This is a genomic window from Streptomyces cyaneofuscatus (genome assembly GCF_000718135.1).
GTDB classification, from domain to species: domain Bacteria; phylum Actinomycetota; class Actinomycetes; order Streptomycetales; family Streptomycetaceae; genus Streptomyces; species Streptomyces cyaneofuscatus.
The window spans coordinates 171,081-196,460 of the sequence record NZ_JOEM01000013.1 but is presented as its reverse complement, the minus strand read 5'-3'; the positions used below and the strand labels follow the sequence as shown (position 1 = coordinate 196,460).

At 72.1% G+C, this 25,380-nt stretch carries 24 protein-coding genes; 11 read left to right on the top strand and 13 right to left on the bottom strand.

Translation table 11 applies throughout. The features are described from left to right. The first annotated feature begins 248 nt into the window (after positions 1-248). The 3 genes from IF17_RS0122120 (at position 249) to IF17_RS0122110 (ending at position 2,630) form a co-directional block, all read left to right on the top strand. Positions 249-1,244, top strand: coding sequence for an acyl-CoA desaturase (locus tag IF17_RS0122120; protein WP_030568583.1), 996 nt, complete (start codon positions 249-251; stop codon positions 1,242-1,244). Then, positions 1,241-1,921 carry a TetR/AcrR family transcriptional regulator gene (locus IF17_RS0122115; protein ID WP_030568580.1) on the top strand — a complete coding sequence of 227 codons (681 nt, stop codon included), beginning with the start codon at positions 1,241-1,243 and terminating at the stop codon, positions 1,919-1,921. Before IF17_RS0122120 ends, IF17_RS0122115 begins: the two co-directional genes overlap by 4 nt. Before the next feature lie 103 nt (positions 1,922-2,024). Then, complete coding sequence (locus tag IF17_RS0122110) at positions 2,025-2,630, top strand: Uma2 family endonuclease (RefSeq protein ID WP_030568579.1); 606 nt, start codon at positions 2,025-2,027, stop codon at positions 2,628-2,630. A 68-nt stretch (positions 2,631-2,698) separates the two neighbouring features. Here IF17_RS0122110 and IF17_RS0122105 read toward each other — a convergent pair whose 3' ends face one another. After that, entirely contained in the window at positions 2,699-3,541 is an 843-nt protein-coding gene (locus IF17_RS0122105; RefSeq protein ID WP_244890535.1) for a trans-aconitate 2-methyltransferase, read from the bottom strand. 89 nt (positions 3,542-3,630) lie between these two features. Between IF17_RS0122105 and IF17_RS0122100 the strand changes: the two genes are divergently transcribed. Then, complete coding sequence (locus IF17_RS0122100) at positions 3,631-4,128, top strand: MarR family winged helix-turn-helix transcriptional regulator (RefSeq protein WP_028417566.1); 498 nt, start codon at positions 3,631-3,633, stop codon at positions 4,126-4,128. On the opposite strand, the gene IF17_RS0122095 is transcribed toward IF17_RS0122100, so the two are convergent. Continuing rightward, a complete protein-coding gene (locus IF17_RS0122095) occupies positions 4,087-4,905 on the bottom strand; it encodes a response regulator transcription factor (RefSeq protein WP_030568575.1) in 819 nt (272 codons plus the stop codon). The genes IF17_RS0122100 and IF17_RS0122095 overlap by 42 nt on opposite strands. A 280-nt stretch (positions 4,906-5,185) precedes the next feature. On the opposite strand from IF17_RS0122095, the gene IF17_RS0122090 reads away from it, so the two are divergent. Continuing rightward, positions 5,186-5,626, top strand: coding sequence for a GNAT family N-acetyltransferase (locus IF17_RS0122090; RefSeq protein WP_030568573.1), 441 nt, complete (start codon positions 5,186-5,188; stop codon positions 5,624-5,626). A 23-nt stretch (positions 5,627-5,649) separates the two neighbouring features. Here the strand turns inward: IF17_RS0122090 and galK are convergent, their stop codons facing one another. The 3 genes from galK to galT are packed head-to-tail and all read right to left on the bottom strand — an operon-like array spanning position 5,650 to position 8,845. Beyond that, positions 5,650-6,831 carry a galactokinase gene (gene galK, locus IF17_RS0122085; RefSeq protein ID WP_030568571.1) on the bottom strand — a complete coding sequence of 394 codons (1,182 nt, stop codon included), beginning with the start codon at positions 6,829-6,831 and terminating at the stop codon, positions 5,650-5,652. Continuing rightward, positions 6,828-7,805 carry a UDP-glucose 4-epimerase GalE gene (gene galE, locus IF17_RS0122080; protein WP_030568569.1) on the bottom strand — a complete coding sequence of 326 codons (978 nt, stop codon included), beginning with the start codon at positions 7,803-7,805 and terminating at the stop codon, positions 6,828-6,830. The genes galK and galE overlap by 4 nt, the downstream gene beginning before the upstream one ends. Continuing rightward, positions 7,802-8,845, bottom strand: a complete 1,044-nt coding sequence (gene galT / locus IF17_RS0122075; RefSeq protein ID WP_030568567.1) for a galactose-1-phosphate uridylyltransferase — start codon at positions 8,843-8,845, stop codon at positions 7,802-7,804. The genes galE and galT overlap by 4 nt, the downstream gene beginning before the upstream one ends. Positions 8,846-9,128: 283 nt before the next feature. Between galT and IF17_RS0122070 the strand changes: the two genes are divergently transcribed. Beyond that, positions 9,129-10,799: a sodium:solute symporter family protein gene (locus IF17_RS0122070; protein WP_030568565.1), complete on the top strand. Its 1,671-nt coding sequence runs from the start codon at positions 9,129-9,131 to the stop codon at positions 10,797-10,799. Between the two features lie 24 nt (positions 10,800-10,823). After that, on the top strand, positions 10,824-11,114 hold the full coding sequence (locus tag IF17_RS0122065; protein ID WP_030568563.1) for a hypothetical protein: 291 nt from the start codon (positions 10,824-10,826) through the stop codon (positions 11,112-11,114). A 36-nt stretch (positions 11,115-11,150) separates the two neighbouring features. Here the strand turns inward: IF17_RS0122065 and IF17_RS0122060 are convergent, their stop codons facing one another. The 4 genes from IF17_RS0122060 to IF17_RS0122045 form a co-directional block, all read right to left on the bottom strand. Next, the gene (locus IF17_RS0122060) at positions 11,151-11,861 is read right to left on the bottom strand and encodes a helix-turn-helix transcriptional regulator (RefSeq protein WP_030568562.1); all 711 of its coding nucleotides are present in this window, start codon (positions 11,859-11,861) and stop codon (positions 11,151-11,153) included. Between the two features lie 242 nt (positions 11,862-12,103). Further along, entirely contained in the window at positions 12,104-14,062 is a 1,959-nt protein-coding gene (locus IF17_RS0122055; RefSeq protein ID WP_030568561.1) for an outer membrane protein assembly factor BamB family protein, read from the bottom strand. Positions 14,063-14,147: 85 nt separating this feature from the next. Further along, entirely contained in the window at positions 14,148-16,199 is a 2,052-nt protein-coding gene (locus IF17_RS0122050; protein ID WP_030568560.1) for an outer membrane protein assembly factor BamB family protein, read from the bottom strand. A 286-nt stretch (positions 16,200-16,485) separates the two neighbouring features. After that, complete coding sequence (locus IF17_RS0122045) at positions 16,486-18,306, bottom strand: ABC-F family ATP-binding cassette domain-containing protein (RefSeq protein ID WP_030568558.1); 1,821 nt, start codon at positions 18,304-18,306, stop codon at positions 16,486-16,488. Positions 18,307-18,451: 145 nt separating this feature from the next. Here IF17_RS0122045 and IF17_RS0122040 point away from each other — a divergent pair, with 145 nt between their 5' ends. Continuing rightward, the gene (locus tag IF17_RS0122040; protein WP_030568556.1) at positions 18,452-18,721 is read left to right on the top strand and encodes a type II toxin-antitoxin system Phd/YefM family antitoxin; all 270 of its coding nucleotides are present in this window, start codon (positions 18,452-18,454) and stop codon (positions 18,719-18,721) included. Between the two features lie 13 nt (positions 18,722-18,734). Here the strand turns inward: IF17_RS0122040 and IF17_RS0122035 are convergent, their stop codons facing one another. Continuing rightward, complete coding sequence (locus tag IF17_RS0122035) at positions 18,735-20,081, bottom strand: acyltransferase family protein (RefSeq protein ID WP_030568553.1); 1,347 nt, start codon at positions 20,079-20,081, stop codon at positions 18,735-18,737. Between the two features lie 204 nt (positions 20,082-20,285). On the opposite strand from IF17_RS0122035, the gene IF17_RS1000000137955 reads away from it, so the two are divergent. The 3 genes from IF17_RS1000000137955 to IF17_RS0122020 all read left to right on the top strand — a co-directional run bounded on the left by IF17_RS1000000137955 (position 20,286) and on the right by IF17_RS0122020 (position 22,082). Continuing rightward, the gene (locus tag IF17_RS1000000137955; protein ID WP_078615991.1) at positions 20,286-20,783 is read left to right on the top strand and encodes a hypothetical protein; all 498 of its coding nucleotides are present in this window, start codon (positions 20,286-20,288) and stop codon (positions 20,781-20,783) included. Between the two features lie 113 nt (positions 20,784-20,896). Continuing rightward, a complete protein-coding gene (locus tag IF17_RS0122025) occupies positions 20,897-21,553 on the top strand; it encodes a class I SAM-dependent methyltransferase (protein ID WP_030568549.1) in 657 nt (218 codons plus the stop codon). A gap of 49 nt (positions 21,554-21,602) precedes the next feature. Beyond that, positions 21,603-22,082: a DinB family protein gene (locus tag IF17_RS0122020; protein ID WP_030568547.1), complete on the top strand. Its 480-nt coding sequence runs from the start codon at positions 21,603-21,605 to the stop codon at positions 22,080-22,082. 21 nt (positions 22,083-22,103) lie between these two features. On the opposite strand, the gene IF17_RS0122015 is transcribed toward IF17_RS0122020, so the two are convergent. From IF17_RS0122015 to IF17_RS0122005, 3 genes are read right to left on the bottom strand one after another with little or no spacing between them, the layout of a single operon-like run. After that, the gene (locus IF17_RS0122015) at positions 22,104-23,024 is read right to left on the bottom strand and encodes a 4-(cytidine 5'-diphospho)-2-C-methyl-D-erythritol kinase (protein WP_030568545.1); all 921 of its coding nucleotides are present in this window, start codon (positions 23,022-23,024) and stop codon (positions 22,104-22,106) included. Further along, positions 23,021-23,896 (bottom strand): 16S rRNA (adenine(1518)-N(6)/adenine(1519)-N(6))-dimethyltransferase RsmA, encoded by an 876-nt coding sequence (gene rsmA / locus IF17_RS0122010; protein WP_030568543.1) that lies wholly within the window; start codon positions 23,894-23,896, stop codon positions 23,021-23,023. The genes IF17_RS0122015 and rsmA overlap by 4 nt, the downstream gene beginning before the upstream one ends. Continuing rightward, positions 23,893-25,239: a resuscitation-promoting factor gene (locus tag IF17_RS0122005; protein WP_030568541.1), complete on the bottom strand. Its 1,347-nt coding sequence runs from the start codon at positions 25,237-25,239 to the stop codon at positions 23,893-23,895. Before IF17_RS0122005 ends, rsmA begins: the two co-directional genes overlap by 4 nt. Positions 25,240-25,380: the final 141 nt, after the last annotated feature.

Here is a 25,380-nt window from a genome sequence, read left to right as displayed (position 1 = left end):
CGCGCTGTCCGACCCTTCCAGGATAGGTGTCGTCGCCTCCGGCGTGTCCGCAGCCCTGGCGGGGGGCGGGGAACGCCGTCGGCACCGAGTGCCCTACCCCTCGGGCAGCCGGACTACCGCGTACGACGGGCTGGACCGGGTTCTCGTGTTGTGGGCCCCGTCACTGTCATACTTACCAAGCCGTAGGTTACGGAACCGTAGCCACGGCCGTCCGAGCACTGCTTCCTCACCCTCCGGGGGACTCCCCTATGCCGTCCACGCCCGATGTGATCGACGAGCCCGGCCCATCCGCGACCGCCACCACCACCATCTCCGCGCTTCCCCCCGCCACGCTGGGCGGGGACAAGAAGCGGTCGATCGAGCAGTTCGCGCTGCTGGCGTTCATCGTGGTGCCGTTCGTGGCCCTGGTGGCGGCGGTGCCGCTGGCGTGGGGGTGGGGGGTGAGCTGGCTGGACGTCGGGCTGCTGGTGGCGATGTACTTCATCGGCTGCCACGGCATCACGATCGGTTTCCACCGGTACTTCACGCACGGTTCGTTCAAGGCGAAGCGTCCGCTGCGGATCGCGCTGGCCGTGATGGGTTCGCTGGCGGTGGAGGGGCCCCTGGTGCGATGGGTGGCCGATCACCGCAAGCACCACAAGTTCTCGGACGCGGAGGGTGACCCGCATTCGCCGTGGCGGTTCGGGGAGAGCCTGCCGGCCCTGATGAAGGGGCTGTGGTGGGCGCACATCGCGTGGATGTTCGACGAGGAGCAGACCCCGCAGCAGAAGTACGCCCCCGACCTGATCAAGGACCCGGCGATCCGGGCCATCTCGCGCCACTTCCTGACCTTCACGATCGTGTCGCTGGCGATCCCTCCACTGGTGGGCGGCCTGGTGACGATGTCGTGGTGGGGTGCGGCGACGGCGTTCTTCTGGGGTTCGCTGGTACGGGTGGCGCTGCTGCACCATGTGACGTGGTCGATCAACTCGATCTGCCACGCGGTCGGCAAGCGCCCCTTCAAGTCCCGTGACCGTTCGGGGAACGTGTGGTGGCTGGCGGTGCTGTCGTGCGGCGAGTCATGGCACAACCTGCACCACGCGGACCCGACGAGCGCGCGGCACGGGGTGATGCGGGGGCAGATCGACTCCAGCGCCCGGCTGATCCGCTGGTTCGAGCAGCTGGGGTGGGCGTCCGACGTGCGGTGGCCGGACGCGGCCCGTATCGATGCCCGGCGCACGCCCGTACCGGCCGACCCGGCATGATTGACGACGTGGCGACCGACTCCAGCAGCGAGAAGAGCAGACCTTCCCCGTCCCGGCGGGCCCGCCGGGTCCGGATGACCGGCAAGGAGCGCCGCGAGCAGCTGCTGGACATCGGCCGTGCCCTCTTCGCCGACAAGGGGTTCGAGGGCACGTCGGTGGAGGAGATCGCGGCCCGCGCCGGGGTCTCCAAGCCGGTGGTGTACGAGCACTTCGGCGGCAAGGAGGGCCTGTACGCGGTGGTGGTCGACCGCGAGATGCGCCAGCTGCTGGACATGGTGACCGGGGCGCTCACGGCGGGCCATCCGCGGGAGCTGCTGGAGCAGGCGGCGTTCGCGCTGCTGGACTACATCGAGTCGTACACGGACGGTTTCCGGATCCTGGTCCGGGACTCCCCGGTGGCGCAGTCGACGGGTACGTTCGCCTCCCTGATCAGCGATATCGCCACGCAGGTGGAGGACATCCTGGGCCTGGAGTTCAAGGCCCGCGGCTTCGACCCGAAGCTGGCCCCGCTGTACGCGCAGGCGCTGGTGGGGATGGTGGCGCTGACCGGCCAGTGGTGGCTGGACGTCCGCAAGCCGAAGAAGGCTGAGGTCGCGGCGCACCTGGTGAACCTGTGCTGGCACGGGCTGGAGAACCTGGAGGCGAAGCCGCGGCTGATAGGGCACCGGAAGAGCTGATCTTCGAACGTGTTCGCACTTCGTCGCCCGTCGTGAGGACGGCCTCGGTTTTCCCGCCGTAGTGTGGTCGGCAGGGCACAGAATCCCGTCCATGGGAGGAACCATGACCGCCGAGCCGACCACCACGCGCAGCTCCCGCTGGCCGGTGCCCCCGCAGGACGGATACACCGTGGACGATCTGTTCACGCTGCCCGATCTCCCGCCGCACACCGAGCTGATCGACGGGAGCCTGGTTTTCGTGAGTCCGCAGCGCAAGTTCCACAGCACAGCGATTGATCTGCTGGTGGCAGGGCTGCGCAGCACAGCACCGCCGGAGGTGAAGATCCGTCGGGAGATGACCGTGGTGCTGGACCGGCGCAACGGACCGGAGCCCGACGTCTCCGTCATTCGCAGCGAGGCCGACACCCAGGGGATGGAGCAGACGTCGTACGCCGCCGCCGACGTCCTCCTCGCCGTGGAAGTCGTCTCCCCCGACTCCGAGGCGCGCGACCGTGAGACCAAGCCTGGCAAGTACGCCACCGCCGGCATCCCGCACTTCTGGCTGGTGGAGATGACCGGCACCGACCAGCACCCCGTCGTCCGGGTCTACGAGCTGGACCCGGTGACGAAGGCGTACGCGCTGACCGGGATCCATCACGACCGGCTGAAGACGGGTGTGCCGTTCCCCGTGGACATCGACATCTCGGCGGACGCGCTCAAGGAGCTGTAGAGCTGTAGGGCGCCTCAAGCCGCGTCCGGCTCCAGGAACTCCAGCAGCCGCCGCGGCCGCACGAGCGGTCATGGCTTCTCCTTACGGGCTACGGCGAAGATGCGGCGGAACGGGAAGACCGTGCCGTACGGGCCGGGCGGGTACGCCTCGCGCAGCAGGTCGCGGTATGCGGTGAGGAACGCGTCGCGGGCCTCGGGGTCGTCGGCGAGCGCGGTGAGGACGGGGCGCAGGGCGGTGCCCTTGACCCAGTCGAGGACGGCGTCCTCACCCTGGAGGGTCTGGAGGTAGGTGGTCTCCCAGACGTCCGCCGTGCAGCCCAGGTCGCGGAGACGGGTGAGGTAGTCCGCGGGCTCCAGGACCGCGGCCGTGCGGTCGCCGGTGCCGTGGAGGCGGGGGCGCCAGCGGTCGGAGTCGCGGAGCTGGGCCAGGAGGGTGTGGCTGGGGGCGGTGAAGTTGCCGGGGACCTGGAAGGCGAGGGTGCCGCCGGGGGCGAGGGCGTCGAGCCAGCGGGGGAAGCAGGCAGCGTGGCCGGGGATCCACTGGAGCGCGGAGGTGGAGACGATCAGGCCGTACGTCTCGGCGGGCGTCCAGGTGGCGGCGTCGGCCTCGGCGAAGTCGAGGAGGGGCGGGCGGGCGTGGGCGGCGGCCTCGGCGAGCATCTGCGGGGAGGTGTCGTAGCCGGTGATACGGGCCTTGGGCCAGCGGTCGGCGAGGAGGGCGGTGACGTTGCCGGCGCCGCAGCCGAGGTCGGCGATGCGGGGCGCGGGGTGGCCGGGGAGATCGCCGATCCGGGCCAGGAGGTCGTGGAAGGGGCGGGTGCGGTGGTCCGCGTGGCGCAGGTACTGCTGCGGGTCCCAGGTGGGGTCGGGCGAGGGCGGCGTCATGGGTGTCATGGGTGTCATGGGTGTCATGGGGAACAGGATCACGCTCGCAATATCTTGATGTCAAGACACTTGAATTCAAGAGACTTCATGTCGACAGACCCTCTACACTGATCCACATGGAGGACGAGGTCGACCGACTGGTCGCAGCATGGCGCCGAGAGCGCCCCGACCTCGACGTGGAACCACTCGAGGTGCTCAGTCGCGTCTCCCGCCTGGCACGCCACCTCGACCGGGCCCGCCGCATAGCGTTCGCCGAGCACCACCTGGAGCCGTGGGAGTTCGACGTCCTGACCTCGCTGCGCCGCGCGGGACCCCCGTACCAGCTCTCCCCCGGGCAACTGCTGACCCAGACCCTGGTCACCTCGGGCACGATGACCAACCGCATCGACCGGCTCACCAAGAAGAACCTGGTCGAGCGGCTCCCCGACCCCAGCGACCGGCGCGGCGTCCTCGTCCGGCTGACCGCCGAGGGGCGCGACAAGGCCGACCAGTCGCTGGCCGGTCTCCTCGACCAGGAGCGGGCCATCCTCGGCGAGCTCTCCCGCCACCAGCGCGGCGAACTGGCCGGACTGCTACGCCAGTTGACTGCCCCGTTCGACAACATCCCCGGCTAGCCGGACCGTTACGGGCTCCGCCGGGCCGACCCCGGCCCGGCGGGCGAGCGCCACGGCGGCCAGGGTCGAGTGCACCCCGAGCTTGCCCAGCACGTTCTGCATATGCGTACGGACCGTGTGCGGGGAGAGGAACAGCCGCTCCGCGACCGCCTTCCGCCCCAGCCCCGCCACCATGCAGCGCAGCACCTCGCGCTCGCGCGGCGTCAGGGACTCCACCAGCTGCTCGCTCTCGGTGCGGTGCTTGCGGGCCGTGGTCAGCTCCCGCAGGACCCCGGTGAGCAGGGCGGGCGGCAGATGCGTCTCGTCGCGCAGCACCCCCCGGATCACCGTGAGCAGCCGTTGCAGCGAGCAGTCCTTGGCCACCCACCCCGAGGCCCCCGCCTGGAGCGCCCGGGCCGCGCACCGCGGGTCGTCCTTCTCCGCCAGCACCACCGAGCGCACACCGGGCCGGGCCGCGCGGACCTGGGCGACCAGCGAGATGCCGTCGACGGCCCCCGGCTCCTCCGGCCGGGGCACGGGGAGCGCCGGGACACCGCCGACAGCCGGGGAGCCGCCGACAGCAGCGGCGCCCCCGGGCGCCGGACCGCCCAGCTCGGCGTCGACCAGGATCACGTCGTACGGGCGCGCCTCGGCGGCCGCGCGCTCCAGTGCGCGCAGCGCGGCCGGGCCGCTGCCCGCCGCCGCCACGTCCACGTCCGGTTCGGCCGCGAGGGCCGCCGCGAGCGATTCGGCGAAGATGCGGTGGTCGTCGACCACCAGAACCCGGATTCGAGCCACAGAGAGACCCCCATCAGCGGGGGCGGACAGCTGCGGGTACGGCGTCCGGAACATCCGGCGGGCCCGTGGCCTGCCTTCCGGGTGGACCGTGGTGGGCCGACCGCCGTCGTCCGCACCGCGTGCCACCCCGCTCCGGGCGCCGTACCCGACTCTCTCGCCCCCTGATTCGGCACCGGCCCCCACCGGTGCTGGGATCAGCGTACGGGCGGGGGCCGGAGGGGGAAGGCGATTCGCGGAACTGATGAGCCAGGGGGATCCCGTGGTGTTTAGGGTGGGGTTCATGTTCCGTCTTGAGACAGAAGTGGACAAAGAACGTCACCGCCTGCTGAGCAAGCGCCTGCACGAGGACAACGTCGCGGCCTCCGGCGGTCTGCGTGCGCTGCTCTCCACCTCCGCCGAGCACGAAACCCCGCTGGAGGTCTGGGCGTTGGACGAGCACGGCACGCTCGCCGGCGGGCTGACCGGGCGGACCTGGGCGTACTGGCTCCATGTCGACCTGCTCTGGGTGGACGCCCGCCACCGCGGCTCCGGCCTCGGCTCCCAACTCCTCGCCGAGGCCGAGCGGGTGGCCCGCACGGAGCGGGCCTGTACCCGCTCCCGGCTGGAGACCTGGGACTTCCAGGCCCCGGACTTCTACCGGAAGCAGGGGTACGAGGAGATCGGCCGGGTCGAGGACTACCCGCCGGGCGTCACCGAGTTCATCCTCACCAAGCGGCTCTGAACAGGCCGTACGCGTAAGCCGGTTCAGCTCAGACGGCGTGCTCCCGCCGAGGGGATCGCCGCGAAGATGCCCGGCGCCGCGTGCCCCGCCCCGGCGAACGCCTTCGTGACGGCCTCGGCCACCGCGTCGGCCTCCGCCGCCTCCACCAGCACGATCGCCGAGCCGCCGAAGCCGCCGCCGGTCATCCGTGCCCCGAGCGCCCCGGCCTCCCGCGCCGCCGCGACCGCGAGGTCCAACTCGGCGCAGGAGACCCGCAGATCGTCGCGGAGCGAGCGGTGGCCCTCGTCCAGGACCGGGCCCGCCGCCCGCACATCGCCCGCGTCCAGCAGGGCGATGACCTGCTCCACCCGGCGGTTGTCGCCGACGACATGGCGCACGTACCGGATGACGGACTCGTCCGCCCCGGCGTCCGCGAGGGTGGTCAGGGCCGCGTCGAGACCGTCGTACGGGAGGTCGCGCAGGGTGGGTATCCCCAGCAGCCGGGCGCCCTCCTCGCAGCCGGCCCGGCGCTCCGCGTACGCCCCGTCGCCCAGCGCGTGCTTGACCCGGGTGTCGACGACCAGGAGCGTGAGGCCCTGGGCGGCCAGGTCGAAGGGGACCTGGCGCAGGGTGAGGTCGCGGGTGTCCAGGTGCAGGGCGTGGCCCTCGGTGCAGCAGGCCGACGCCATCTGGTCCATGATCCCGCAGGGCACGCCCACGAAGTCGTTCTCGGCGCGGCGCCCGATGACGGCCAGTTCGGGTCCGCTCAGGCCGAGTTGGAACAGGTCGTTGAGCGCGAGCGCGGTGACGGTCTCCAGGGCGGCGGAGGAGGAGAGCCCGGCGCCGGTGGGGACGGTGGAGGTCAGGGCGATGTCGGCGCCGGTGACCGGGTGGCCGGCCTCGCGCAGCGCCCAGACCACGCCCGCCGGGTAGGCCGCCCAGCCGTGGCCGGAGTGCGGGGCCAGCTCCTCGACGCGGAGGGAGACGACCCCGCCGGGCACGTCGGAGGAGTGCAGCCGCAGGACGCCGTCGGTGCGCGGGGAGACGGCGGCGCGGGCGGTGTGCGGGAGGGCGAGCGGCATGACGAAGCCGTCGTTGAAGTCGGTGTACTCGCCGATGAGGTTCACCCGTCCGGGTGCCGCCCATACGCCGTGGGGTTCACCCCCGTACAGCTCGGTGAAGGTGGCGGCGGGGTCGGGCCCGGTCCGCGCGACGGTCTCGGTCATGGGGTGGTGATCTCCTCTCGACGGGCGAACTGCCAGGCGTCGGCGACGATTCCGGCCAGGTCGGCGCGGGAAGGCTGCCAGCCGAGGCGTTCGACGGCGGTGGCGGCGGAGGCGACGAGGACGGCCGGGTCGCCGCCTCGGCGCGGCGCCGGGGTCTCGGGGATGGGGTGGCCGGTGACCTTGCGGACGGTCTCGATGACCTCGCGGACCGAGAAGCCGTTGCCGTTGCCGAGGTTGCAGATGAGGTGCTCGCCGGGGGCGGCCGCGTCCAGGGCGAGGAGGTGGGCCTCGGCGAGGTCGGCGACGTGGATGTAGTCGCGGACGCAGGTGCCGTCGGGGGTGGGGTAGTCGTCGCCGTAGACGGAGATCGACTCGCGCCTGCCCAGGGCCACTTGGAGGACGAGCGGGATGAGGTGGGACTCGGGCGTGTGGCGCTCGCCGCAACTGCCGTACGCCCCGGCCACGTTGAAGTAGCGCAGCGAGACGGCAGCCAGGCCGTGGGCGGTGGCCTCGCCGCTGATCATGTGGTCGACGGCGAGCTTGGAGGCCCCGTACGGGCTGGTGGGGGCGGTGGGGTCGGTCTCGGTGATGGGGCTGGAGACCGGTTCGCCGTAGGTGGCGGCGGTGGACGAGAAGACGAGGGTGCGGACGCCGTGTTCGCGCATCGCTGCGAGGAGGGCGGTCGTGCCGCCGACGTTGTTGACCCAGTACTTCTCCGGGTCCACGACGGACTCGCCGACCTGGGAGTACGCGGCGAAGTGGAGGACCCCGTCGTAGGAGGGGTCGAGGTGTCGGGCGGCGTCCTGGATGCGGCCCTCGATGAACGTGGCGCCGGCCGGGACGCCGGCGCGGAAGCCGGTGGAGAGGTCGTCCAGCACGGTGACCGTGTGCCCGGCCTCCAGCAGATGCTGGGCGACCACACTGCCGACGTATCCGGCCCCACCGGTGACCAGGTACTTCTTCGGCTCGCTCATTCGCTCGCTACCTCTCGCAGTCGCTGGGCCGCGGCTTCCGGCGGCACGTCGTTGATGAACACACTCATGCCGGATTCGGAACCCGCGAGGAACTTCAGCTTGCCGGAGGTACGGCGAATGGTGAAAAGCTCCAGATGCAGGGCGAAGTCCTCCCGTCCGGGAACCCCGAACGGTGCCTGGTGCCAGGCGGAGATATACGGGGTCGGCGGCTCGCCGGGTCCGAAGATCCGGTCGAATCGCCTCAAGAGTTCCAGATAGACCTGTGGGAACTCTGTACGCGCCGCCTCGTCGAGTGCGGGCAGGTCGGGGACGCGGCGGCGGGGGTGCAGGTGGACCTCGTAGGGCCAGTGCGCCGCGTACGGGACGTAGGCGATCCAGTGGTCGGTGGCGAGGACGACCCGGGTGCCGTCCTTCTCCTCGCGGGCGACCACGTCGTCGAAGAGGTTGCCCCCGGTCTCCTCGCGGTGGCGGGCGGCCGAGCGGAGCATCAGCTCGGTGCGGGGGGTGACGAAGGGATAGCCGTAGATCTGGCCGTGCGGGTGGCCGAGGGTGACGCCGATCTCGGCGCCCCGGTTCTCGAAGCAGAAGACCTGGGTGACCTGGTCGAGTGCGGAGAGTGCGGCGGTGCGGTCGGTCCAGGCGGCGAGGACGAGCGCGGCCTGCTCCTCGGTGAGGGAGGCGAAGGACGCGTCGTGGTCGGAGGTGAAGCAGACGACCTCGCAGCGGCCGGAGTCACCGGCGAGGGAGGGAAAGCGGTTCTCGAAGACGGCCACGTCGTAGTGGCTGTCGGGGATCTCGCTGAGGCGGCCCTCCCGGGTGGGGCAGAGCGGGCAGGAGTCGGCCGGCGGGTGGTAGGTGCGGGCCTGGCGGTGCGAGGCGACGGCGACCGCGTCGCCGAGCAGCGGGTCGCGGCGGATCTCCGAGGAGGTCGACACCGCGTCCAGCGGGCGCCGGTCGACGGCGTCGCGGACGGTGCCGCCCGCGGAGTCGTAGTAGATCAGCTCACGGCCGTCGGCCAGGCGCGTAACCGTCTTCTTCACCAGGGTCCTCCACCCGTTCCCCCGACCAACATAAACGCACATAACAAATCACAAGCGAACACCCTCGTCAATGGCGGCCGCCGGTGCGCCCCGCGCACACCCCCCGCACGCCCTCCGGCACCGCTCGCGCAGGCCGCCCGTAACACTGACGCGCGGCATACCCGGACATTCCACCGCACTCGATCACGATCGAACAAAGAAGACCAACGAAACTGTTCATTTAGCGAACACAGAGGCGTAAGTTCCGTCGGGTTCAGTTCGCGCAACGAAGCGGGTACCCCCCATGCAGACACTGGCCGAAGGGCTCCGTCTCCCCACGAACGGGCTCGACTACGCCATCCTGGCGATCTACTTCGTCGTCGTCCTCGGCATCGGCTTCGCGGCCCGTGCGAGTGTGAAGACGAGTCTCGACTTCTTCCTCTCCGGACGGTCCCTGCCCGCCTGGGTGACCGGTCTCGCCTTCGTCGCGGCGAATCTCGGTGCCACCGAGATCCTCGGCATGGCGGCGACCGGCGCGCAGTACGGCGTCGCGGTGGTCCACTGGTACTGGATCGGCGCCATCCCCGCCATGGTCTTCCTCGGCCTGGTGATGATGCCGTTCTACTACCGCTCCAAGGTGCGCTCCGTACCGGAGTTCCTGCTCCAGCGGTTCGACAAGTCCGCGCACCTGCTGAGCTCCATACTCTTCGCCTTCGCGGCGATCCTCATCGCGGGCGTCAACCTCTACGCCCTGTCGATCGTCGTGGAGGCGCTCCTCGGCTGGCCGCAGTGGGTCGCGATCGTCGTCGCGGGCCTGTTCGTGCTGATCTACATCACCATCGGCGGCCTCTCCTCGGCGATCTACAACGAGGTGCTCCAGTTCTTCGTGATCCTCGCCGCGCTGATCCCGATCACCGTGCTCGGTCTCAAGCGGGTCGGCGGCTGGGACGCCATGAGCGAGTCGCTGACCAAGCAGCACGGCGGCGACTTCATGACGGCCTGGGGCGGCACCGGCATCGGTGACGCCAACCCGCTCGGCGCCAACTGGCTGACGATCATCCTCGGCCTCGGCTTCGTGCTCTCCTTCGGCTACTGGACGACGAACTTCGCCGAGGTGCAGCGCGCCCTGTCCGCGAAGAACCTCTCCGCCGCCAAGCGCACCCCGCTGATCGCCGCCTTCCCGAAGATCTTCATCGTCTTCGCGGTGATGATCCCGGGCCTGGTCGCGGCCGTGATCGTGCCCCAGATCGGCACCCCGGACTCGGACCTCACGTACAACGACGCGATCCCGCTGCTGATGCAGGAGCTGCTGCCCAACGGGGTGCTCGGCATCGCGGTGACGGGTCTGCTCGCCGCGTTCATGGCGGGCATGGCGGCCAACGTGTCCTCGTTCAACACGGTGTTCACGACGGACATCTGGCAGCGGTACGTGGTGAAGGGCAAGCCGGACACGTACTACCTGAAGTTCGGCCGTCTGATCACGGCGATCGGGGTGCTGGCCTCGATCGGCACGGCGTTCATCGCGGCGAGCTTCTCGAACATCATGAGCTACCTGCAGACGCTGTTCTCGTTCTTCAACGTGCCGATGTTCGTCGTCTTCATCATCGGAATGTTCTGGAAGCGCGCTTCCATGAAGTCCGGTGTCTGGGGGCTGATCGCGGGTACCGGCGCCGCGATGGTCAACTACTTCTGGATCTACAAGGGCGGGGTCATCGACATCCCGTCCGACCAGGGCGCCAACTTCGTCTCCGCGATCGTCGGGTTCGTCGCCGGGGCCGTCGTCATGGTCGTCGTCACGCTCTTCACAGCGCCGAAGCCCGACGCGGAGCTGGCCGGTCTGGTGTACGGGACCGAGTCCCCGGACCCCGACGAGGCGCTGGAGGAGGCCGACAAGGCCTGGTACCGCAAGCCCGCGCTGCTCGGCTGGGGCGCGATCGTGCTCGCCGCCGCGTGCTACATCCCGTACTCGTTCTGATACTTCCGATCGGAGGAACCCACCATGTCCGACCTGCACAAGGAAGTCTCCGAACTGGAGCGCAAGTCCGCGACCGCCGCCCGTCTCTTCGACATCCGGCGCATCATCGGCGGCCTGTTCGTGGTCTACGGGGTGATCGTCACCATCGCCGGAATCAGCCCGTCCGATGCCGACCTGAAGAAGGCCGAGGGCGTCCACATCAACCTGTGGACCGGCCTCGCGATGCTGGCGCTCGGCCTGTTCTTCCTCATCTGGATGAAGCTCCGCCCGGCGGAGGCGCCGGTCGCTCCGGTCGAGGAGACCGACGCGGGCTGACCCGTCGCCTGCCCTGACGCCCTCGGGGGCCGTACGTCACCCGCGCTGTCCGGGAACGTACGGCCCCTGCCGCGTCCCGCCGTCCGCCACCGCCCGGTCCAGCAGCCCCGTACGGGCCGCGAGGGCGGCCGCCTCCAGCCGGGAGCCGACGCCCAGCTTCATCAGGACCCGCTGGACATGCGTACGGGCGGTGCTCGGGGCGATCCGCATCCCGGCCGCGATCAGCCGGGTGTCCTCGCCCTCGGCGACCCGGACCAGGACCTCCGCCTCGCGCGGGGTCAGCATCTGGAGCAGCCGGCGGCCCTCGTCGTCGGGCTGGACCGCCGGGTTGAGCAGCTCGGCGAAGGCGCCCTGAAGCAGCTGCGGGGCAACAGCGCTCTCCCCCGCCCGCGCCTTCAGCATCGCCCGCTCGACGCCCTCGATGCGCTCGTCGTGCCGGACGTACCCCGCCGCCCCGGCCGCGAAGGCCGCGGCGATCCCGCGCGGGCTCGGCACCGGCCCGAGGACCACCACGGCCACCTGCGGGCGCTCCTGGACGATGCGCGTGATCGGGTCGAAGACCCCCGGCGCGGCGGGCGACGCCGTACCGAAGAGGCAGACCTCCGGGGCCCGGCTGACCACCAGCTCCGCCGACCCGGACGTCGGGGCGGCCGCCGCGAGCACCCGGTGCCCGCGCAGTTTCAGCGCCGAGGCGAGTGCCTCGGCGAGCAGGCGGTGATCATCGACCACCATGAGCCGCACGCTCATCGTTCAAGCTCCAAGTGCCCGTGTATGCCCTGGATACCGGCCCCCCGGGCTCCTGACCCGGCAACGTACACGCTTGTTCGACGGCGTGTGCCCCTTACGGGGGAGAAGCTTCCCGGGGTGCCGGATTCTGCGTCATTGACGGCCACTTGAGGGCGGTACCGGGGTCGGAAAACGATCAGCCCTGCCAGTCGGTGATCGACTGGCAGGGCTGGTCCGTGCGTTGGGCTGGGTTGGGCTGGGTGTCAGTCCGTGCGGAAGGCCACCGCGAGGTAGAGCTTCTCGTCCGCCTGGCTGTCGCGGCGCTCGCTGATCAGCTGCTTGGAGAAGAAGAGGCGGCCCTCGGCGTAGAGGACCTCGGAGCGGTCGGCGGTGAACGCGGTCTCCGCGTCCCGCACCGACTCGTCGCTCGGGTTCTCCATCAGCAGCGTCTGCTTGAAGGTCTCCCCGTCGATGGAGACGACCTGGCCGCCCTTGTCGTACGGAGGCCGCTTGTACGCGATGACGTTGGTGCCGTCCATCCGGAGCGGGGTCAGGCTGTAGCGGTCACCCGCGTCGGCCCGGCCGCCGAGCAGCTTGCCGGTGGTGAGGTCGAAGGCGACGACCTCGTTGGTGTCGCCGTACTCGCTCGTACCGTCGTGGTCCTCGGTCGGCAGGTAGAGCCGGTTGTTGCCGACGACCGCCCCACGGCAGCTCTCGACGTCGGTGGAGCCGCAGCGGGCCGCGTACTTCTCCGCGTCGGCGGAGATCCGCACGATCAGCTTGCCGGTCGCCGCGTCGATCGAGAAGAAGTCGGAGATGGCACTGCCGTCGTTGGCGGTGTCGCCGACGTTGGCCGCGACCACCAGCGGCTTGGTGGAGACGATGGACGCGTAGTCGACGCCGGCGGGCATCTGGTACGAGGAGAGCGGTGCGCCGGTCGCCGGGTTGAGCGCCTGGATCTGGAGCTGCGGGCTGTCGTACGAACCGCACTTGCGCACCACGGCGAGGGCTTCGCCGCCCCCGTACCCCATGTCGTAGCAGCGGTCGGCGCTGACCTTGGGCTTCCAGAGCTCGGCGCCGCTCGTAAGCTTGAAGGCCGCGCCGCCGGAGGTGCCGCCGGCCGCGACGGTGGTCCCGCTGAGCGTGACCTCGTCGAACTGGACCGGCCGGTCGCCGCCGGTGGCGGAGGTGACGGACTTGCTCCACAGGAGCTTGCCGGAAGCCAGGTCGACGGCGCCGACCTGGTTGCAGGCGGGGTACTTCTTCTCCTTGGTCGGCTTGCCCTCCTTGAAGAGGATCGCCGCCTTGAAGTCCTTCGTCATGTGGCGGGAGGCGCCGCAGACCTCGGCGGGGACCGGCAGGGACCAGAGCTTGGTGCCCTTGTCCCGGTCGTACGCGACGACCTCGTTGACGCCGGACTTCACGTACGCCTTGTCGGTGAGCCAGGAGCCCTTGACCGAGGTGACGTCGGCGACCTCCGGCTGCGGGAGCTGGAAGGCGACCTTGGAGCCGGTGTTGGCGGGGGCCTTCTCGCTGCCGCCGGCCAGGCCGCCGTCCTTGCCCTCGCCGCCCTTGCCCTCGCCGCCGCCGGTGGAGCCGGACGTGGACGCCTGGTTGCCCTGGTCGCCGTCGTCCTTGGTGGAGGTGTAGACGACGGCCGCGCCGATGATCAGCACCACGGCGACGGCCGCGGCGACGATGATCTGCATCTGGGTGGAGAACTTCTTGCCACCGCCGGGGCCGCCGGGGCCGCCACCGCCCGGGCCGGGCTGCGGGGCGCCGTACATCGGCTGGGTGGGGTAGCCGTAGCCCTGCTGCGGCATGCCGGGCTGACCGGGCTGGCCCTGGTAGCCGGGCTGGCCCGGGTAGCCCGGCTGACCCGGCTGGCCGGGGGCTCCCTGCGGGTAGCCGGGCTGCTGGGCCTGCGGGTAGCCGTATCCGTTGGGCTGCGGGGCCGGCGGGGTCGGGTAGCCGGGCTGCGGTGCGCCGTAGCCGCCGGCGGGCGGGGTGGGCGGGGCCGCGGGCGGGGGCTGCTTGGCGAAGGGGTCCGCGGGCGGCGGGGTCGGCTCACCGAACCCACCGGGCGGCGGGTCCTGCGGGGCCCCGAATCCGCCGGAGGGCGGGCCTGCCGGGGGTCCTGCCGGGGACTGGTCCGACGGCTGGCCGGACGGCTGGTTCGGCGGCTGGGGCTCGTTGGGTGGCTGCTGCGGCGGCTGGGTCATCGTGTACGTACCTCGGGGGATGTGTGGGGGCGGGGTCGCGTCCGGCCGTCAGGGGCCGGCTGCCTGCGGATGCCGTGGGGAACGGTCACTTGGAGAACACCAGCGCCGTCGCCTGCTCCATCTCGCCGTCGTCGCGGCCGGTGATGCGCTTGGGGAAGAGGAAGGAGCGGCCGTCCCGGTACACGGTGTTCAGGCCCCCGAAGAGGCTGTTCTCGATCCGGTTGGTCCCCTCCGGGTGCTGGAGCAGGACGCTGGTGGAGCCGCCCGCCGGCGGGAGGGTGAGGATGGCGCCGGCCTTGTCGTAGCGGGGTTCCGCGTAGAGCAGCACCTTGCCGCCGTCCATCCCGATCGGGCTCACGGTGCGCCCGGCCGGTGCGGGCGCCGTCCACTTGGGCTTGCCGGTGTTCAGGTCGAAGGCGACGACCTTGTTGGTCCGGTCGGAGCCGGTGGTGTCGGTCTTGGTGGCCATGTAGAAGGTGTTGGCGTCGGCGGCGACCCCGGAACACCCTTCGAGCTGCTGGCCGAAGATGCTGCCGAGCAGGCCGCCGCAGTTGGCGGTGACCAGGTCACCCTTGGCCGGGCTCAGCTGGGAACGGAGCTTGCCGTTGTCGGTGAACGCGGCCACCGACCACTGCTTCTTCTTCCTGTTCTCCAGCGAGACCACGAGCGGGCTCACCGAGTAGGTCTTCTTGATCTCCCAGCCGCGCGGCGGCTGGTAGGTCCACTTGGCCTTGCCGGTGACCGGGTCCAGCTCCTGCAGCTGGTGCTGCGGGTTGTCGACGTCGTCGTTACGGCAGTTGGCGGCGGCGATCAGCTTCGGACCGCCGGCGAAGGCGAAGGTCCGGCAGTTGCTGTCGGGGGTGCCGAACAGCTGCTTGCCGTCGCTGACCCGGTAGGCGCTGGAGTAGCTGGTCCGCCCTGCGGTGACCGTGTTCCCGCTGATCGCGAGGCCGATGTCGGAGATCAGGTCGAAGGCGCCGTTCTTCTTGACCTCGGACTTCCAGCCGGCCTTGCCGGTGTTGAGGTCGATCATCTGCATCACGGAGCACTTGGACCGCTCGGTGGTGCCGTTCTGGATGCCGATGACGAGCTTGCCATCGGGGGAGGTCGTGTTGGGGGCGGCGCAGATGTCGGCGGGGAGCGCGACGGTCCACTTCTTCTTGCCGTCGGCGACCGAGTAGCCGGAGATCCCGCGGTACAGGGCCGTGACCACGGTGTCGCCGACGAACCAGGGGCCGCGGATCTCGTCGCCGTCGCGCGGGAGGTCGACCTCGTTCTTCTGGAGCCAGGCGACCTTGGCCTCGCCCGGCTTGCGCCCGGCGTTGAGGTCGTCGTCCGTCTCCCGGCCGTCGCCGGTGCCGTCGCCCTCGTCGACGGAGGGGGAGGCGGTGGGCTCCTCGGACCCCTTGGCGTCCTCGCTGGGGCCCGCGACGGGCTTCTTGGGGTCGTCGCCGCTGTCGCTCACCACGTACCAGGCGCCCGCGCCGACGAGCAGGACGACGGCGACGGCCGCCGCGGCGAGGATGCCGGTCTTCCCCTTGAAGGGGCCGCCGCTGCCGCCGGATCCGCCGGTTCCGCCCGGGGCGGGGGCGCCGGGGTACTGCTGCTGCGGGTAGCCGTAACCGGGCTGCGCGGGCTGGCCGTAGGGGCCGGGAGCCGGCTGGCCGTAGCCGCCGGGGCCGGGCTGTCCGTAGGGGCCGGGCTGCTGACCGTACGGGCCGGAGGCCTGCTGGCCGTAGGGGCCGGGTGCCTGGCCGGGGGTCTGCTGGCCGTACGGGCCGGGGGCCTGGCTCGGTGCCTGTCCCGGTGCCTGGCCGGGGGCCTGTCCCGGTGCCTGGGGGTAGCCGTAGCCGGGCTGCGGGGCCGGGGGTGTCTGCGGGTAGCCGTACGCCGGGCCGCCCGGGGGCGGCGTCTGCGGCGGTCCTGCCGGGGGCTGGGGCTGACCGGCGGCCGGGACCTGCGGCGGCTGGGCGGGCGGACCCGCCGGAGCCTGCGGCGGCTGCTTGGCCAGGGACGGCTGCGGCTGGTCCTGCGGCTGCGGCGGCTGGTCCTGCGGCGGCTGAGGAGTCCCCTGCGGCGGCTCCTGCGGAGCTCCGAAGCCCCCCTGCGGCGGTTGCTGGCTGGGCGGCTGGCTCATCAGCGCGTCCCCCTTCGTGCGGGCCGGTGCCCGATCCGGTCTCCCCCGCGATTCCGGGAGGGTTCAAATCCCCCCGGAAAGGAGCGAATCGGGCATGGCTTCCGCGGTGTTACGACAGTCGGGCGGGGCTTCTTTGTACCACCCACCCGCTGTCGAACACCGGATCGGTCCGCCCCCTGTTCCCAAGGGAGAACCGCGTTGTGATGCGCCCGTTACGACCGGCGCAAAGTGACGGTCAGTCACCGAGGCGGGCGCCGCTCGAACCGCCCTCCACGACGCCCCGCTCTCAGGCGTCCTCGGCCAGCTCCAGCCAGCGCATCTCCAGCTCGTCGCGCTCGGTGACGAGTTCGCGGAGTTCGGCGTCGAGCCCCGCGACCTTCTCGAAGTCGGTGGCGTTGTCCGCGATCTGCTTGTGCAGCGCGGTCTCCCGGGTCGAGAGCTTGTCGAGCTGCCGCTCGACCTTCTGGAGCTCCTTCTTCGCGGCGCGGGCCTCCTGCGCGGAGACGGCGGGTGCGGCGGCGGGGGCTCCGGACGAACGGGGCGCGGCGGCGGCGGAGGGGGTGGCCTGCTCCTCCATCCGCTGCCTGCGCTCCAGGTACTCGTCGATGCCGCGCGGCAGCATGCGCAGGGCGCGGTCGCCGAGGAGGGCCATGACCTTGTCGGTGGTGCGCTCGATGAAGAACCGGTCGTGGGAGATCACGATCATCGACCCGGGCCAGCCGTCGAGGAGGTCCTCCAGCTGGGTGAGGGTCTCGATGTCGAGGTCGTTGGTGGGCTCGTCGAGGAAGAGGACGTTGGGCTCGTCCATCAGCAGCCGCAGGATCTGGAGCCGGCGGCGCTCACCGCCGGAGAGGTCGCCGACGGGCGTCCACTGCTTCTCCTTGGTGAACCCGAACTGCTCGCAGAGCTGGCCCGCCGTCATCTCGCGGCCCTTGCCGAGGTCGACCCGGTCGCGGACCTGCTGGACGGCCTCCAGGACCCGGAGGTTCGGGTTGAGCTCGGAGACCTCCTGGGAGAGGTAGGCGAGCTTGACGGTCTTGCCGACGACGACCTTCCCGGCGGCGGGCTGCTCGTCGCCCTGCGTACGGGCGGCCTCGGCCAGCGCCCGCAGCAGCGAGGTCTTGCCCGCGCCGTTGACGCCGACCAGGCCGACGCGGTCGCCGGGGCCGAGCTGCCAGGTGAGGTGGGTGAGGAGGGTCTTGGGCCCGGCCTGGACGGTGACGTCCTCCAGGTCGAAGACGGTCTTGCCGAGGCGGGCGTTGGCGAACTTCATCAGCTCGCTGGTGTCACGCGGCGGCGGCACATCGGCGATGAGCTCGTTGGCGGCCTCGATGCGGTAGCGCGGCTTGGAGGTACGGGCGGGGGCGCCGCGGCGCAGCCAGGCCAGCTCCTTGCGCATGAGGTTCTGCCGCTTGGACTCCTCGGTCGCGGCGATCCGCTCACGCTCGGCGCGGGCGAAGACGTAGTCGCTGTAGCCGCCCTCGTACTCGTGGACGGTGCCCCGCTGGACGTCCCACATGCGGGTGCAGACCTGGTCCAGGAACCACCGGTCGTGGGTGACGCAGACGAGCGCCGAGCGCCGGGTCCGCAGGTGTCCGGCGAGCCAGGAGATGCCCTCGACGTCGAGGTGGTTGGTGGGCTCGTCGAGGACGATCAGGTCCTGCTCGTCGATGAGGAGCTTCGCCAGCGCGATACGGCGGCGCTCACCGCCGGAGAGCGGGGCGATCACGGTGTCGAGCCCGTGCTCGAAGCCGGGGAGGGCGAGCCCGCCGAAGAGCCCGGTGAGCACGTCGCGGATCTTGGCGCTGCCCGCCCACTCGTGGTCGGCGAGATCGCCGATGACCTCCTGGCGGATGGTCTTCGCCGGATCCAGGGAGTCGTGCTGGGTGAGGACGCCGAGCCGCAGCCCGCCGTTGTGGGTGACGCGGCCGGTGTCCGCGTCCTCCAGCTTGGCGAGCATCCGGATGAGGGTCGTCTTGCCGTCACCGTTGCGGCCGACGACACCGATCCGGTCGCCCTCGGACACTCCGAGGGATACACCGTCGAGCAGGGCACGGGTGCCGTACACCTTGCTGACCTGCTCGACATTGACCAGATTGACGGCCATTTCACTCCTGCCCAGGGGGTTGATCGACCTTCCCAGGGTACGGCGCGGCGACGGCGGGCCGGTCCTGCGGCCTCGACGGCACCGGCGCTCCGGCGCACCATGCCGAATGATGCCGGTGAACAGACCGGTGAACAGAGAGGTGGCCATGCGCACGATGACCTGCGGGGAATTCCTGGCGGACTGCGCCGGGACGGTGGACGCGGTGGGCAGGGGCGGGGAGGCGGTTGCCGTGACGCGGGAGGGGCACGGGTCCGTGGTGATCCTGCCCATGGCCGAGTACACGTCGTTGAAGGAGACCGTTCACCTTCTCCGCGATTCCGCGAACGCGCGTCGGCTGCTGGCTTCGATCGACCGACTGGAGCAGGGGGCCGGCACCGTACGAGGTGGTGCCGGCCGGCGGGCGGTGAGCAGGTAGGCAGCGGCGAGGCCTACCGCACACCCCGGCCCCGCCCCGCCCGCTCCACCAGCAGCCAGCCGCACAGCGTCATCGCGACGGCGGCCGGGGCGGTGACCGGGATCGCGATCAGCAGGGCCGTGCGGCCCTCCAGCAGGCCGGCGAAGCCGACCATGGAGAGGCCGAGGACGCCGAGCAGGGTGAGCGTCGCGCCAAGGGCGGCGAGGGGGCCATGGCCTTGGACGGCTGCGGCGGGAGCCGGGCGTTCGAAGGTGCGGAAGGCCGCGACGAGTACGGCGGTGAGCGCGGCGGCGACCGCCAGGCGCAGCGGGGTCTGGGCCCACCAGGCGGCGGTGGCGGGTTCGGGGAGCGGGACGTCGAGGGCGAGCATCGCCCCGTACACGCCGAGCATCGCCGTGAGGTGCCAGAGGAACGCGGTCATCGCCACCCCGTTGGCCGCCACCACCGTGCGCCAGGCGCGGGGGCGGGCCAGGAGACGGGCGGCGGGGGCGCGGAGCAGCTCGACCGCGCCGACCAGCCAGAGGCCGTGGCAGAGCAGGGCGAGAGTCGGCGGGGCCATGTTGCTGACCTTCTCGCCGGGCATCCCGACCATGGAGAGCGGGTAGGGACCGGCCGCCACCAGGGCCACGGCGGTGATCAGGCCGCCGCCGGCGAGCAGGGCGGGGCGGCGGAGGGCGGAGAGGCCGGGACCGGCGCCGAGGCGGCCGTCGGCGCGCAGGAAGCCGAGCTGGTGGACCGCGAGCCAGACGAAGGCGAAGTTGAGGAACTCGACGTACGGGACTCCGGCCGCGAACCGCAGGACGTCCACGGCCGCCGCCGCACCCGCGAGCCCGGCGAACGCGCCCCAGCCGTACCGCTCGTGCAGCCTCAGCAGCGGCGGGGTGAACGCCACCATCGCCAGGTAGATCCCGATGAACCAGAGCGGCTGGGTCACCAGCCGCAAGGTGAGACCGGTCAGCCCGTCGCCCCCGCCGAGCAGCTGGATGAGGAGAGCCGCGACGCCCCAGACGAGGACGAAGACCATGGTGGGGCGCAGCAACCGCTGGAGCCGGGCCCGCAGAAAGGCCGCGTAGACGGAGTCCGCGGAACCCTCGGGGCGCTTGCGGAGCAGGGAGCGGTACGAGAGGGCGTGCGCGAATCCGCCGACGAAGAAGAACACCGGCATCACCTGGAGCAGCCAGGTCAGCGGCTGGAGCGCCGGGACGACGGCGAGCAGGTTGCCGACCCCGTCCGGGGTGACGGCCGCCATCAGCCAGTGGCCGAGCACGACCGCGGCGAGCGAGGCGACGCGCAGCAGGTCGACGTAGCGGTCCCGGGTGTCGGGGGTGGCCTCGGCGAGTATGCGAACTGGTGATCCCATGCGCATACGTTCGCGGCGGGCGGGCGTGCGGCGGGAGGGTGCGCGTACTCAATTCGGTGACTGAGTACGCGGGATGACGCCGCCGGTGCGCCCCCGTTGGCCGTCCCGGTACGGGGTAGGAGATAAGGGCAGGGGACGCCGTAAATCGGTCAACGCCGTTGCGTGCGGACGCCTTTCACCGCTTTCCCGGATCGGAGTACCACCATGGTGCCAAATCCTCGCCGCCTCGCCCCGTCGGTCCTCGTCGGCGTGCTCGCCCTGGCCGGATGCTCGGGTGGTGGCACGCAGACCGGCGACGCCACTCCGGCCACCGCACCCGCCACCGTCGCGACAACCACGGCCCCGGCCACAGCTCCGGCCACGACCACGACCACGGCACCGGCCACCGCTTCGACCGCTCCCGCGCCCCCACCCGATGCGGTCATGCCCGCCCTGCACAGCAGGACCTACGAGCAGGCGCGGACGGATTTCAGTCGCCAGGACCTGTCCCCCGCCCGCCTGACGGCCGCCGCCCAGCACAAGGACGTCACCCTCCCCCGGGACCACGACGACTGGTACATCTGCGACAGCAGCCCTCGGCCCGGCGCCCCGCTCCCGGCCACCACCACGGTCACGGTCAGGCTCGCGCAGGACTTCAGCGACTGCACGACGAGCTTCAACGGCTACCTGTACGAGGAGAACGACCCGTCCTCCGCATCCTGAGCGATTTGCCGGTACGGCAAGTTCTCGTGCGGATCGCGGCAGCCGGTGACCACACTGGGCGGACACCCGACAGCGCGCCCTGCCGCGCGCGTCCCGGCCGAAGGAGCCCTCCGTTGACCACCGACGACGCCCGCACCTCCTGGGACGGCATCTACGCCGCCCGGCCCGTGGCCACCGACCCCCGGCCCAACGTCCGGCTCACCGAGACGGTCACCGGCCTGCCGCCCGGCGATGCGCTGGAGCTCGGCTGCGGTGAGGGCGGCGACACGTTGTGGCTCGCGCGCCAGGGGTGGCGGGTCACCGCCGTCGACGTCTCGGCCGTGGCGGTCGAGAGGCTCACCACCCTGGCCCGCTCGCTCGGCCTGGGCGACCGGGTCACCGCCGAGCGGCACGACCTGGGCGCGACCTTCCCGGAGGGCCCGGAGGGCGCCGAGGGCCCCGAGGGCGGGTTCGACCTGGTCACCGCCCACTATCTGCACACCCCGCACGAACTGGACCGCGCGGCCGTCCTGCGCCGGGCCGCCCACGCGCTGCGGCCGGGCGGCCGGCTGCTGGTCGTCGACCACGGCTCGACCGCCCCCTGGTCGTGGAACCAGGACCCCGACGCGTACCACCCGAGCCCGCAGGAGGTCGCCGAAGGCCTCGCGCTCGACCCGGCCACCTGGACGATCGAGCGCGCCGACGCGCCTCGCCGCATCGCGACCGGCCCGGACGGCACCACCGCCGAGGTCACCGACCACGTCCTGGTCATAGTCCGCCGCACCGCCTGACGCCCGCACCCGAACCCGCACCCGCACCCGCAGCGCGAAGGAGGACCCGATGGCCACCCGTGACACCCCGCCGCCCCGGACCGGTACCAGCGAGGCCGAGACCCTGCGCGGGTTCCTCGACTACCTGCGGACCTCGGTCGCCGCGAAGGTCGACGGCGCCCCCGAGCCGGAGGTACGCACAGCCGCCGTGCGCTCGGGGACGAACCTGCTCGGCCTGCTCAACCACCTGACGTACGTCGAGCGCGCGATCTTCCTCGGAGAGCGCGTCGCCGACTGGCAGGCGACGTTCCGGGCCGCGCCGGAGGACAGCGTGGCCGAGGTCGTCGCCCGCTACCGTACGGCGGTCGAGAGCGCGAACGCCGTCCTCGACGGGTGCGCCGACCTGGCGGCACCGGTCCCCCGGCCGCAGCCGGGGAAGCCCGCGCCCAGCGTCCGGTGGGCGCTCGCCCACATGATCGAGGAGACCGGCCGGCATGCCGGTCACGCGGACATCCTGCGTGAACTGATCGACGGTTCGACGGGCCGCTGAGCCGCCCGCCCCCTCAGCGGCTCACGAAGACGCCGTCACCACGTGCGCGCCCCGCGCGGGCGCCGGTGCCACCCGCGCGTTCCGGCAGGTCCCCGACGCCAGCAGCGCGTCGGCCACCTTGCGCGCCGCCGCCTCGTCCGCGACCAGGAACGCCGTCGTCGGCCCGGATCCGGAGACCAGCGCGGCCAGCGCCCCCGCCTCCGTGCCCGCCGCCAGCGTGTCGGCGAGGGAAGGGCGCAGGGAGAGCGCGGCGGGCTGGAGATCGTTGCTCAGGGCGCCCGCGAGTGCGCCGGGGTCGCCGGAGCGCAGGGCGGCCAGCAGCGCGGGCGAGGCGGTCGGCTCGGGGACATCGGCGCCTGCCGTGAGCCGGTCGAACTCCCCGTACACCGCAGGCGTCGACAGCCCCCCGTCCGCCACCGCGAAGACCCAGTGGAAGGCCCCGCCCACCTCGATCGGGGTCAGCTTCTCGCCCCGTCCGGTGCCGAGCGCGGCCCCGCCGACCAGGCTGAACGGCACATCGCTGCCCAGCTCCGCGCAGATGGCCAGCAGCTCGTCACGGCTCGCGCCCGTCCCCCACAGGGCGTCGCACGCGACCAGGGCGGCAGCCCCGTCGGCGCTGCCGCCCGCCATGCCGCCCGCGACCGGGATGTCCTTGGCGATGTGGAGGTGGACGGCGGGTGTGACGCCGTACCGCTCGGCCAGCGCCAGGGCGGCCCGGGCGGCGAGATTCGTCCGGTCCAGAGGCACCTGGGCGGCGTCCGGTCCGGAGCAGGTGATGCGCAGCTCGTCGGCGGGGGTGGCGGTGACCTCGTCGTACAGGCCGACGGCGAGGAAGACGTTGGCCAGGTCGTGGAAGCCGTCGGGGCGGGCGGCGCCCACGGCGAGCTGGACGTTGACCTTGGCGGGGACGCGGACGGTGACGCCCGTACGGACAGCACTCACAGGGACGACACCTCCGGCTTGTTCTCCGCGATCGCCGCGAACTCCTCCACCGTCAGCGCCTCCCCGCGCGCCTGCGGCGAGATCCCGGCGGCGACCAGCGCGGCCTCGGCGGCGGGCGCGGAGCCCGCCCAGCCGGAGAGGGCGGCCCGGAGCGTCTTGCGGCGCTGGGCGAAGGCCGCGTCCACGACGGCGAAGACCTCGGCGCGGGTGGCGGTGGTGGCGATGGGCTCCGTGCGACGGACGAGCGAGACGAGGCCGGAGTCGACGTTCGGGGCGGGCCAGAAGACCGTCCGGCCGATGGACCCGGCGCGCTTGACCTCCGCGTACCAGTTGGCCTTCACCGACGGCACGCCGTAGACCTTGTTGCCGGGGCGGGCAGCCAGCCGGTCGGCGACCTCGGCCTGGACCATGACGAGGGTCCGCTCGATGCTCGGGAAGCGCTCCAGCATGGTGAGCAGGACGGGGACGGCCACGTTGTACGGGAGGTTGGCGACGAGCGCGGTGGGCGCGGGGCCCGGCAGCTCGGTGACCAGCATCGCGTCGGAGTGGACGAGGGCGAACCGGTCGGCGCGCTCCGGCATCCGGGCCTGGACCGTGGCGGGCAGCGCGGCCGCGAGCACGTCGTCGATCTCCACCGCGACCACCCGGTCCGCCGCCTCCAGCAGCGCCAGGGTCAGCGAGCCGAGCCCGGGGCCGACCTCGACGACGGTGTCGTCCGGGCGGACCTCGGCGGTGCGCACGATGCGGCGGACCGTGTTGGCGTCGATGACGAAGTTCTGACCGCGCTGCTTGGTCGGGCGTACGCCCAGCTTCGCTGCCAGGTCGCGGATGTCTGCGGGGCCCAGGAGGGCGTCGGGCTCTGTGCTGCTCACCCGGTAAGCCTACGGCCGCAGTGCGGCCACGGACTCGCCCCCCGCTGTACGTAGAGCTTCTTCGCCCGGTACGTCTGCTCGGCGGCGGGCGCGTCCTGGGGCCGCCCGCTGCCGCCCAGCGACTGCCAGGTCTGGGTGTCGAACTGGTACAGCCCGCCGTACGTCCCGCTCGGGTCGACCGCCCCGGGCCGCCCGCCGGACTCGCAGGCGGCGAGCGCGGACCAGTTGAGCCCGTCCGCGCCGGTGACAGCTGCGGGCCGCTGCCGGGTGCCGGTGCGCACGACGCGGCTGACCGGCCGGTGGACCAGCTCCTCGCCGGTCCTGCGGGGCGTCTGCCGTACGCCGTTGACGGTCCGGACGGCGTACGTGACCCGGCGCACGCCGTTGCGGCCGGCCCGCTCCACCCGCTCGACGCCCCGGAACAGCTCGGGGTCCTCGCTCCGTTCGACGGCGTACGGGACGCTCTCCTCGTGCATCTCGCGGGTGTCGGTGATCCGCAGCACGGAGACCGTCTGGCCGTCGCGCGGGAAGCTCGCGGGGTCCACGGAGGTGGCGTCCAGGCCGTGCAGGGTGATGCCCGCCTGGGCGAGGGCCTCGCCGACGGTGGCGGCGTTGGTGCGCAAGGTGCGTTCCTGGCCGTCGGCCATGAAGGTCACGGTGCGCTCGGTGCGGACGGTGAGGGTGAGGCCGGTGCGGGCGATCCGGGCGGAGGGGGAGGCGGAGAGGTACGCCCCCTCGGCGCGGACCCCGAACTCGCGCAGGGCCCCGGCCACGGTGTCGGCGGTCGTCCAGACCCGGCGGTGGTGGCCGTCGAGGGTGAGGTCGACGGGGCGGCCGTAGCGGACGGTGACCTCGTCGCCGTGGTCCAGTTCGGCGCCGGGGGCCGGGGAGACGCGGTCGTGGGCGCCGACGGTGACGCCCTCGTCCGCCAGGAGCTCGGTGACGTCGTCGGCGAAGGTGTGCAGGGTGCGGGGGGTGCCGTCGACGTCGAGCCGGACCGCCTTGTCGTGGGCGACGAACGCGGTGGTGCCGCCGGCCAGGAAGGCGACGACGAGGGCCTGGGGCACGAGCCGTCTCAGCTTGAGGTTCTCCGGGTCGGCGACGCGGGGGCGGCGGCGCTTGGCGGCCCGCCGGGCATCGGCGCGGGTGAGGCCCTGCCGGGGCGGCGCGGGCGGCGGCGGTGCGGCGAGCGGGATGTCGACAACGGTCGGGGCGTGGGCGGCCGGGCCCGCCGCCCACGCCCGGCCGGCGGCGGGGCCCGGCGTCCACGCTCCGTCGGCCACGGTCAGCTGCTCGTGGAACGCGCCGAGACGCCCGTCCTGCGAAGTGTTCACGCCGTTCACGCCGCTCCCGATGATCCGCCTGCTGCCGCCCCCGTCGTGCGCGGGGACGATAGCGGAGCACCGGTGACTCTCCAAAGCGACACGGCTACGCAGCGTGCCCGCCCCGGCTCATCACCGGCTCATCACCGGCTCATCCCCCGC